The sequence below is a fragment of the Hoeflea sp. CAU 1731 genome (assembly GCF_039888615.1).
Taxonomy (GTDB): Bacteria; Pseudomonadota; Alphaproteobacteria; order Rhizobiales; family Rhizobiaceae; genus Flavimaribacter.
In genome coordinates, this window is sequence record NZ_JBDQQS010000005.1 from 309798 (window position 1) to 319107 (window position 9310).

At 55.7% G+C, this 9310-nt stretch carries 10 protein-coding genes; all 10 read left to right on the top strand.

All coding sequences use genetic code 11. The annotated features are described in order from the left end of the window. The first annotated feature begins 64 nt into the window (after positions 1–64). Positions 65–1519 (top strand): sugar ABC transporter ATP-binding protein, encoded by a 1455-nt coding sequence (locus AAFN47_RS11060; RefSeq protein ID WP_499809293.1) that lies wholly within the window; start codon positions 65–67, stop codon positions 1517–1519. Then, positions 1519–2511, top strand: a complete 993-nt coding sequence (locus AAFN47_RS11065; protein ID WP_499809275.1) for an ABC transporter permease — start codon at positions 1519–1521, stop codon at positions 2509–2511. The genes AAFN47_RS11060 and AAFN47_RS11065 overlap by 1 nt, the downstream gene beginning before the upstream one ends. Continuing rightward, positions 2508–3506, top strand: coding sequence for an ABC transporter permease (locus AAFN47_RS11070; RefSeq protein WP_499809276.1), 999 nt, complete (start codon positions 2508–2510; stop codon positions 3504–3506). The genes AAFN47_RS11065 and AAFN47_RS11070 overlap by 4 nt, the downstream gene beginning before the upstream one ends. Positions 3507–3661: 155 nt before the next feature. After that, on the top strand, positions 3662–4396 hold the full coding sequence (locus tag AAFN47_RS11075; RefSeq protein ID WP_499809294.1) for an alpha/beta fold hydrolase: 735 nt from the start codon (positions 3662–3664) through the stop codon (positions 4394–4396). 37 nt (positions 4397–4433) lie between these two features. Beyond that, positions 4434–5345, top strand: coding sequence for a polysaccharide deacetylase family protein (locus tag AAFN47_RS11080; protein WP_499809277.1), 912 nt, complete (start codon positions 4434–4436; stop codon positions 5343–5345). Between the two features lie 64 nt (positions 5346–5409). Next, entirely contained in the window at positions 5410–6405 is a 996-nt protein-coding gene (locus AAFN47_RS11085) for an asparaginase (RefSeq protein WP_499809295.1), read from the top strand. A 284-nt stretch (positions 6406–6689) separates the two neighbouring features. After that, positions 6690–7313 carry a hypothetical protein gene (locus AAFN47_RS11090; RefSeq protein WP_499809278.1) on the top strand — a complete coding sequence of 208 codons (624 nt, stop codon included), beginning with the start codon at positions 6690–6692 and terminating at the stop codon, positions 7311–7313. Between the two features lie 234 nt (positions 7314–7547). Further along, on the top strand, positions 7548–7787 hold the full coding sequence (locus AAFN47_RS11095) for a hypothetical protein (RefSeq protein WP_499809279.1): 240 nt from the start codon (positions 7548–7550) through the stop codon (positions 7785–7787). A gap of 191 nt (positions 7788–7978) precedes the next feature. Continuing rightward, positions 7979–8854: a tyrosine-type recombinase/integrase gene (locus AAFN47_RS11100; protein ID WP_499809280.1), complete on the top strand. Its 876-nt coding sequence runs from the start codon at positions 7979–7981 to the stop codon at positions 8852–8854. 140 nt (positions 8855–8994) lie between these two features. After that, a partial coding sequence (locus tag AAFN47_RS11105; protein ID WP_499809281.1) for a helix-turn-helix domain-containing protein occupies positions 8995–9310 on the top strand: 316 nt, incomplete at its 3' end.

The following is a 9310-nucleotide window of genomic DNA, read 5'->3' on the forward strand; positions in this document are numbered from 1 at the left end:
GGCGCCGCTCCTCCAGTTGCGCGGTGTGAACAAAACATTCTCAGGCGTAACTGCCCTGAACCATGTGGATTTTGATCTGATGCCGGGTGAGGTTCACGCCCTGGCCGGCGAGAATGGCGCCGGTAAATCGACGTTCATCAAGATCATCTCCGGCGCATATACGCCGGACACAGGCGAAATTGAGATCGCGGGCGAACACGTTCGAGCACTCACGACGCACCGGGCCCAGCAATTGGGTATTGCGGTTGTCTACCAGGAATTCAACCTGCTTCCCGATCTGACAATTGCGGAGAATATGTTCATCGGCCAATTGCCGGGTGACCGCTTCGGAAGCTACTCGCCTCGGCGGGCGTACGAGGCGTCGCGACAGATCCTTGCCCAGCTTGGCTCATCGATTGATCCGAATCGGCTCGTGGGAGAATTGAGCGTGGCGGAGCAGCAGATGGTCGAGATCGGCAAGGCTCTCGCAATGAACTTCCGCATCATCATCATGGACGAACCTTCGACCGTTCTCGCCGGCGAAGAGCTGGACCAATTGCACCGTGTGGTGAGACGTTTGCGCGATGACGGTCGATCCGTCATTTACATCTCCCACAGGCTGGACGAGGTGCTTTCGCTGGCCGACCGCATAACCGTTTTCAAGGATGGCGAACGGATTCGTACGGCAGATGCTGAGGAATGGGACCATGATTCGCTGATTCACGCCATGATCGGGCGAGATCTCGTGGATTTTTTCCCGGACCGCGCAGCCCCCGGCGAAAAAGAGTTGTTTCGGGTGGATGGGCTTACCGTAACGGGAAAGATCTTCGACGTTTCGATTTCCGTTTCGCGCGGTGAAATAGTCGGCATTGCCGGTTTGGGCGGCAGTGGAAAAACGACCCTTTGCCGGGCGCTTGTCGGACTGGAGACCCGATCCGACGGAACTGTAGAGATGGACGGAGATCCAGTGCCCGCAAGTCCGCGCCAATGTGCTGCCGCTGGCCTGGTCATGGTGCCCGAGGATCGCAAGTTGCAGGGAATATTTGCGGGGCGCTCGCTCGCCTTTAATCTCACAATCTCCGCGCTCGACCGGCTGAAAACGGCTTTCTTCCTTTCATTCGCGCGTGAAACTCGATTCGTTGGCCGGTCGATGGTGGATTTCGATATCCGTCCAGCCAATCCGGCGCTGGACATAGCGAAGCTGAGCGGTGGCAATCAGCAAAAGGTGGTGCTAGCCCGCTGGCTGTCACGCGATCCGAAAGTTGTTGTTCTTGACGAGCCGACGCGTGGAGTGGACGTCGGCGCAAAAGCGGAAATCTATGCCCTCATTGAAAAACTGGCCGAGAGCGGTGCTGCAATCCTGATCGCCTCATCGGATGTGACGGAACTGCTTGGCGTATGCGATCGAATTCTGGTGTTCCACCAGGGCCGGCTTGTCGAGGACCTTACGCGCAAGCAGGCGAGTGAGGAGGCGATTATTCGCGCGGCCACCATCGCGCCCGAACCGGGGCGGAAACCGGTGCTGGAGGCCGCCTGCTGATGGCAACGACCGAACAGCAACAACCGATATCGCAATCATGGCGAGACGCAGACCGATGGGTTAGCTGGGCGCGTCGGCAAGCCGCCGTACTCATAATATACGGGCTTACTGCGATAGTGACGGTCGTAGCGGCGGTCTACTCTCCTACGTTCTGGACTTTTTCAAACATTACGGATGTCCTTCGACAGTCGATTGTGCTCGGTCTTGTGACCATTGGCCAGCTCTTTGTCATGCTGGCGGGCGGGATCGACATGTCGGTGGGGATGATAGCGCGTGTGGTAGGTCTCGCCACTGCCGTCGTCCTGACATGGGATATTCTGCCTCCCTACCTGGTGTTGACTCTCGGACTGGCGGCTGGCGCCGCGATTGGCCTTGCCAATGGAGCTCTGGTCACCCGGTTCAGCGCCCAGCCATTTATTCTCACGCTCGGCATGATGGGCATCCTTTACGGGGCCGCCCTTGCCATCACTGACGGACCGACGGGCCTGATCCCGTTTTCGCTTCTGCAAATATATGAAATGCGATTATGGGGCGTGCCGCTGGCTGTATTCGCAATGGCGCTGATTTGGATGATCGCCTGGTGGATTCTGGCGCGCACCCGATTCGGTCGTTCCGTCTATGCGGTGGGCGGGTCGCCGACGGTCGCTCGCCTTTCGGGACTGAATGGCGAGCGTGTTGTCATGTTCAGCTACATGATTTCAGGTCTGATGGCTGCCGCAGCTGGGATATTCCTGCTGACACGGTCTGGTGTCGGAAACCCGAACATGGCGTTGGGCCTTGAGTTCCGCTCAATCGTCGCAGCAGCAATAGGCGGCGTCAGCCTCTATGGCGGGCGTGGTTCGCTTGTCGGCGTTCTGGGCGCAGTGCTCCTGATTTCCATCATCTCCAATGTGTTCGACCTGTTTCAAATCAGCCCCTACTTCCGTGATCTTGCGCTGGGTCTGATCGTCGTCCTTGCGGTGGCGATCAATCGTTCGGAGAAGAATGTTTGACCGAAGCCCTGGAAACACGTCCCGCAAATCTTGATCGCCGCCGCATGGATCGCGCTGCCTATGCGTTCGACTGGCTTTCGCGCTATGCAGCCTTTTCGGCAATCATTGTCTGTCTGATGATTGCGACGGTTTTTGCTCCAGCCTTTTTCAATTTCGGTAATCTTCGAGCCGTTCTTATCCAGACTGCGATACTCGGCATCGTCGTCCTGGGTCAGACCACTGTCGTTATCGGCCGTGGCCTGGACATGTCTGTCGCGGCGACTATGACCTTCGCCGCGGTGCTCGTTTCGCAGGCCAGCCTGTCAGGCGACTATGGATTGATGATCCTGCAGTGCCTGGCGCTGGCAATTGCCGCCGGCGTCGCCAACGGTCTGCTGATTGTCTGGCGAGGGGTTCCGCCTTTTGTTGCAACATTCGCGATGCTGATCGTCATCGATGGAGCCAGGCTCGCCTATTCGCGCGGTCAATCCGCCGGATCTGCGCCGGACTGGGTCATTGGCCTAGGGGCTGGTTCTGTGTCGGGCATTCCCATCGCCATAATCCTGTGGCTGGCGCTACTGGCCCTGTTCTTCATCGCGTTGAATTTCACAAGCTGGGGCAGATGGCTTTACGCTGTCGGAACCAATCGGGTGGCCGCTCGCCATGCTGGGATTCCGGTCAAGATCGTCATCATGTCCACCTATCTCGCCACCGGTGCGATGGCGACGCTCGCCGGTGTCTTGCTCAGCGGCTACGTCGGATACATCGACAACACATTGGGCGCCAATTACAACCTCAACTCGATGGCGGCTGTCATCGTTGGAGGTGTTGCATTCACGGGCGGACGGGGCGGCGTGCTCGGCGCATCCATGGGCGCGTTGCTTTTGACCATCATGGTCAATCTTCTGGTGGTACTGCGCTTCGAGTTGTTCTGGCAGCAGATTGTTCAGGGTTCCGTCCTTGTGATCGCGGTCGTGATACAGGGGCTGCGACAGCGAAGGGCGGATCGGACATGAGTAAACGTGCGCCCGCTATCACTCCTGCCCACGACGCTGTGCAGTTTCTGCAGGCGACCGGACGCACTGCGATACGCAGGCGCACACGCTCGCAGCCGCATATCAGCTATCTGGAAATCCCGTCCGGGCAAAGAGTCGGATCCGGTCCTCTTTTGATGCTCCACGGAGTCGGCAGTTCCGCCGATACATGGCGGCGTCTTCTTCCATATCTTCACACGGGAACAATTATCGCGCCGGATTATCGTGGACACGGATATTCGGACAGCCCGGAACCGCCATACTGTCTGGAAGATTTCGTCTGCGATATCCGCCGATTGTTGGACGAACTGGAGATTGAGCGAATTGATGTACTGGGATTTTCGATCGGAGCGCTGTTCGCCGCAAAGCTGGCTCTGAACCATCCATCATGCGTGAAATCGCTTATACTGTTGAACTCCATTGCTGACCGCACGCCAGAGCAGAAGATCCGGGCTCGCGAGCGACTGGAGTTTTTGTCGACCCATTTACCCGATGAAACGGCTCCAGCAACAGCGGTCCGCTGGTTCACACCTGCGTTCCTGGAATCGCATGACGATCTGGTTGAAGCCGAAGCGGGAATTACCGTGAGTACGCCGCATGCGCCCTACGCGTCGAGCTACCGCGTGCTCGTCGAGAATGATCTCATCGATGAGGTCAGCGGGATATCCTGCCCCACACTGATCATGACCGGAGAATTGGACGAGGGTTCGACCCCCGCCATGTCTGAAGCGCTTCACAGGCAGATCCCCGGATCACTTCTGCGGATCATCGGTGGCGTGAAACATTACATGCATTTTGAGCGTCCGGAAGAACTGGCTCGGCACGTCAACGAATTCCTGAAACAAGCCGATACAGCTGCAGTGGAAATGTGATTCCAGTCAGCGATACGAATGAGAAAAGGAGACTGTCATGAAGGATATCAAGGTAACTTTCGGCGTCGACGTCGATGCGATTGCGGGCTGGCTCGGCTCCTACGGTGGAGAGGATTCGCTGCAGGATATCCAACGGGGCTTCTGGGCAGGCGAGGTCGGGCTGCCGCGCCTGATAAAGCTTTTCGACCGCTACGGTATCAAGTCGACTTTTTTCACGCCGGGCCATTCGATCGAAAGTTTCCCCAAACAGTTCGACATGCTGGTCGAATCGGGTCATGAGATAGGAGCCCATGGCTATTCCCATGAAAATCCGCGGGAGATGAACCCCGAGCAGGAAGAAGCCGTCCTTGAGAAATCGGTCACGCTGATCGAGAAACATGCGGGCAGAAAACCTACCGGCTACATTGCGCCATGGGGCGAGATGACCCGGATTACCACCGACCTTCTCCTGAAATACGGTTTCGAATACGACCGAACGCAAGTCCTGCATGATTTTCAGCCTTTCTATGCCAGGACAGGTGACGACTGGACGCCGATCGATTACTCCAAACCGGCCGCGGATTGGATGAAGCCGGTGTCACGTGGCAAGGAAATCGACCTCGTCAGCCTGGCTTTCAACTGGTATCTGGATGATCTGCCGCCGATGATGTTCATCAAGACCTTTCCCAACAGCTACGGATTCACAAATCCCCGGCAGATCGAGGAACTGTGGCGGGACCAGTTCGACTGGGTTTATCGTGAATACGACTATGCAACCTTCCCGATTTGTCTTCATCCGGATGTCTCGGGTCGCCCGCAAGTGCTGCTCATGCTGGAGCGCTTGATCGAACACATGGGCGGCAAACCAGGCGTTTCCTTCGACACTTGCCATAATATCCAGCGCGACTTCAGGACGCGATTTCCGTTCGAAACGGATTCGCAATACCCGTTTGACCGGGGCATCGCCTGATTGAATAAAACGATAGCGTGCTCGGACAACCGCCGATAAGAAAGGTGCATTCGCTTTATTGAATATGACCCTGCCGGATATCACGATTCTTGCGTTGGGCGGCACGATAGCTTCAGCCCCATCTTCTGCCGGAAAGCCGGCAAGAATGGAGCTTGATGCCGAGAGCATCCTGCTTGCCGTTCCCGAAGCCGGTCAATTAGCCAGTATAAAGCCCGAGACCTTTCGTCAGACTGGATCTGCCGATCTCGCGTTTTTGGATATTGTCGAACTGGCGGCGCGTATCCGCGCTGAAGTGGAAAGTGGCGCAAAGGGCGTTGTGGTTACGCAAGGGACGGATACGCTTGAGGAAACGGCCTTTCTGCTCGATCGCTTGCTGTGGGTCGACATCCCGGTCGTTATGACAGGCGCGATGCGCCATTCTGGAAAAACCGGCGAAGATGGACCGGCGAACTTGCTGGCCGCGCTTCAGGTTGCGGCTTGTTCCAGTGCCAAGGATTGTGGGGTCGTTGTTGTCATAAACAATGAGATACATCTCGCCCGGTTTGTTCAGAAAGCCCATTCAACGTCAGTTTCGGCATTCACTTCGCTCCCGCTGGGACCCGTCGGATATATTTCAGAAGATAGAGTTCAGATTCCACTCAAGCCCTGCCGGCAACATCGCAAGTTTGATTTGGACGTGAACATTCGAGTTCCGAAAGTGGCGCTGATCCCTTTGATATTCGATGGCTCAAATGACGTTCTGGAGCATGTCATGAATGCGGACTACGAGGGCGCCGTCGTTCAGGCGTTCGGGGCGGGTCACGTAAATTCACGTCATCTGGATGCCCTGAAACAGATCGCTGAAGCGATTCCGACGATATATTGCAGCGGTCCGCCAGCGGGTGAGACTCACGTCAAGAGTTGTGACTTTCAGGGGTCGGAATTGCGACTTATCGAGCGGGGACTGATCCCCGCCTTTGGCCTGAAGGCAAACAAGGCCCGCCTCCTGCTGACCCTGATGCTTGCGGATCGTGCTAGCCGCGAAGAGATCGCTAAAGAATACCTCGCGAGCAGCAGCTGACCACGGAGCGCATTGTTTATGAATTCTTTCGGCCCCGACTGTCACTAGGCTCAGTTTCAGCGAATAAGTCCCCCAGGATACCGGAACCCAAACACCGCGGCCCCTGCCTTTTGGCAATTTGACCCAATCTTCCCCACCGGAGGTATCGTAAGTATTCGAATCCGACGAGCTGACTACCGGATCGGACCACTATCCGCGTCGGGTTTCAATCGCTTATGCATTCGATACATTTATTCGTTGACTTTCTTGAAGATGTATCGGATACATGAATCGGGTACGGAAAATTGCGATCAAAAGAACTTATTGCCGCGTTGCACGCGTCTACCGGCATTCCTGCCGGTGAAATTGAATTAAAAGTACGTCGACTGCGGGAGAACAAGCTGTTCACCCGGGAAACCCGTTCGCCGAATTCTCCCCGCCCCACGGTCGAAGACATTGCCAACCTGCTGTTGATGATTCTGTCAGAAGCACCGGCTCTTTATGCGAAGGAGATCATCGAACGGGGGTGGGACATGGAGATCGACCGATATTCGATAGTTGAGGAAGGCGGGCGAAAATTGCCGGGAAGACTCGATATCCTTCTAAAATCTCACAGTTTCCTGGACGCGCTTCAAATGCTGCTCCATGAGGCAATCGATAATCCGCATTGGTTTTCGGATGACAGTGCCTTTGCTGGATACAGGGATACCTCGGTAAGTTTCGATCGACAGGAATTTACCGGAAGAATCATATTCGAATTCGATGAGGGATATGGCGGTCCTGCTTCCGAGACGCTCCTGATCTTGAACTGCGATTATGGCGGTCGCAGCGCATCAGTCGCCTCCTCCCGCTTCAGGCAGGTCAATCTGATAGAGGCCACCCTCTTTGGAGATATTGCCGCTGCCTGGCATCGTGAGGAGGGTGAATGATCAGACCCTGTTTGTTCTGCCAGATTATAAGATGTCTTTCGAGTTCTGCAGCAGCAGCCGCGGGTTGGCAGTTGCGCAGCCATAAACGCAGAACCGATCGTATCTCAATCAAAGATCGTGTCTCCCATATTACACGGCACTCATTTTTCAACAGACTGCACAGCATGTGACTAAAGCGTTGTCGGCTTTCATATTTCCGACCGCGCGAACAATTTACTTGAAGGAATTTGAACCGTGGCAAGCGCAACACTGAACGTCCGACTTTCACCCCGGCGAATGCTGTCCACTCGCGAGGCGGCAGAATATTGCGGCTTGCCCGTCAAACTCTTCTCGAGCGAGTGCGGGGCAGTGCCGGTCCTGATGCCAAGCGGACGAAAACTCTACGATATGCAGGATCTCGACAATTGGCTGGATGGTCTGAAATCCGGTCAGCCAAACGAAGACGAGGCTATTCTTGGAAGGCTGCGTGCATGACTCTTGTCCGCGTCAAAGGCTTCAAGATCTTCAAGGATCGCCATGGGAAGCCGCGCTGCTATCACCGCGCCACAAACAAAGCGATCGATCTTCAGAAATACCCGATCGGATCTGTCGAGTTTTTTGCTGAGTGTCAGCGGATTTCAGCATTGATGCAAAAAGGTGATCAGGCCAGGCCGGGAAGCCTTGGAATGCTGATCTCTCGATATCGGGCGCATCAGGCATTCACGGATCTTTCACCCAGGACCCAGCGGGACTATCAGCGATGCTTCGATTATCTTCAGCCGATTGCAGATACACCGCTTTCCAAATTTACATCTCCGCTCGTCGTAAAAATCCGGGATCGCGCAGCCGAACAAAAGGGTCGGCGATTTGGCAATTACATCAAGACCGTCCTGTCCCTTCTGTTCTCGTGGGGTCGGGAGCGCGGTTACCTGAAAGAAAATCCGGCATACAAAATTCGGGGAATACGGAAGCCACGTGGTGCTCTGGATGCAAACCGGCCATGGGCGGGTGATGAGCGGGACGCAGTTCTTTCAGCCCTTCCCGACCATATGCTGCTGCCGGTGGTTTTGATGATGTACTGCGGTCTCGATCCGCAAGATGCAATTCTTCTGCCCCGCAACGCAGTCAAGGATGGTTTCATCGACGCAAAACGCGGCAAGACCGGTGAACCGGTCTGGTTTCCGCTCCCTGAGCCTGTGAAAACTATTCTTCGCACAACTCCCAGACATGACGCCGTGACACTCTGTGCGAACAGCTGGGGCAGGCCCTGGACCGTATCGGGCTTCCGATCCTCATGGCGGCCGGTCCGCATGGAACTCGAAAAGGAAAACAGGGTCAGAAAAGGTCTGACCCTCAAAGGGCTTCGGCACACCGTGGCGACGATCCTGAGCGAGATGGGATACGACGAGCGCACGATCGCCGACATGCTCGGCCAGAAAACGATCGAGATGGCCCGGCATTATTCGAGGCGCGCCAACAAGGCCAAAAAGATGACGGCAGTCATCTCGGAATTCGACGCCGAGGTGAACAGACGGAGGACAAAACTTGTCAAACCGGACTAACTGATGTGTCAAACCTTGGAATGAAAGACGATGGATAGAGCAGAAAGTACTTTTATTATCAATGAGTGAGCTTATCGAGAGATAGCTGACATTTCATTCCGGACACATGGTTTACACAACGCGCATTTGGGGGAGCCCGAATGCCTTGGAAAGAGTGTAGACCAATGGATGAACGTCTCAAATTCATAGCCCGACTGCTTGAAGGCGAGCAGATGGCGTCGCTTTGCCGGGAGTTCGGCATATCGCGGGTGACCGGTTACAAGATTTACGATCGCTACAAGGAATGTGGCCTGGACGGTTTGTACGACCGTTCGCGGCGGCCCTATCGCCAGGCCAACAGGCTTCCCGTCCAGATCGAGCGCTGCATCCTCGGTCTCAAGCGCGAGCATTCATCCTGGGGCGCGCCCAAGATCCGCGACAAGCTGATCCGGCAATACCCGATGATCAAGCCGCCCG

Coding starts and splice junctions, on each gene's coding strand:
- AAFN47_RS11065 (WP_499809275.1), top strand. CDS start 1,519: ATGGCAACGACCGAACAGCAACAACCGATATCGCAATCATGGCGAGAC.
- AAFN47_RS11075 (WP_499809294.1), top strand. CDS start 3,662: ATGCTCCACGGAGTCGGCAGTTCCGCCGATACATGGCGGCGTCTTCTT.
- AAFN47_RS11080 (WP_499809277.1), top strand. CDS start 4,434: ATGAAGGATATCAAGGTAACTTTCGGCGTCGACGTCGATGCGATTGCG.
- AAFN47_RS11085 (WP_499809295.1), top strand. CDS start 5,410: ATGACCCTGCCGGATATCACGATTCTTGCGTTGGGCGGCACGATAGCT.
- AAFN47_RS11100 (WP_499809280.1), top strand. CDS start 7,979: ATGCTGATCTCTCGATATCGGGCGCATCAGGCATTCACGGATCTTTCA.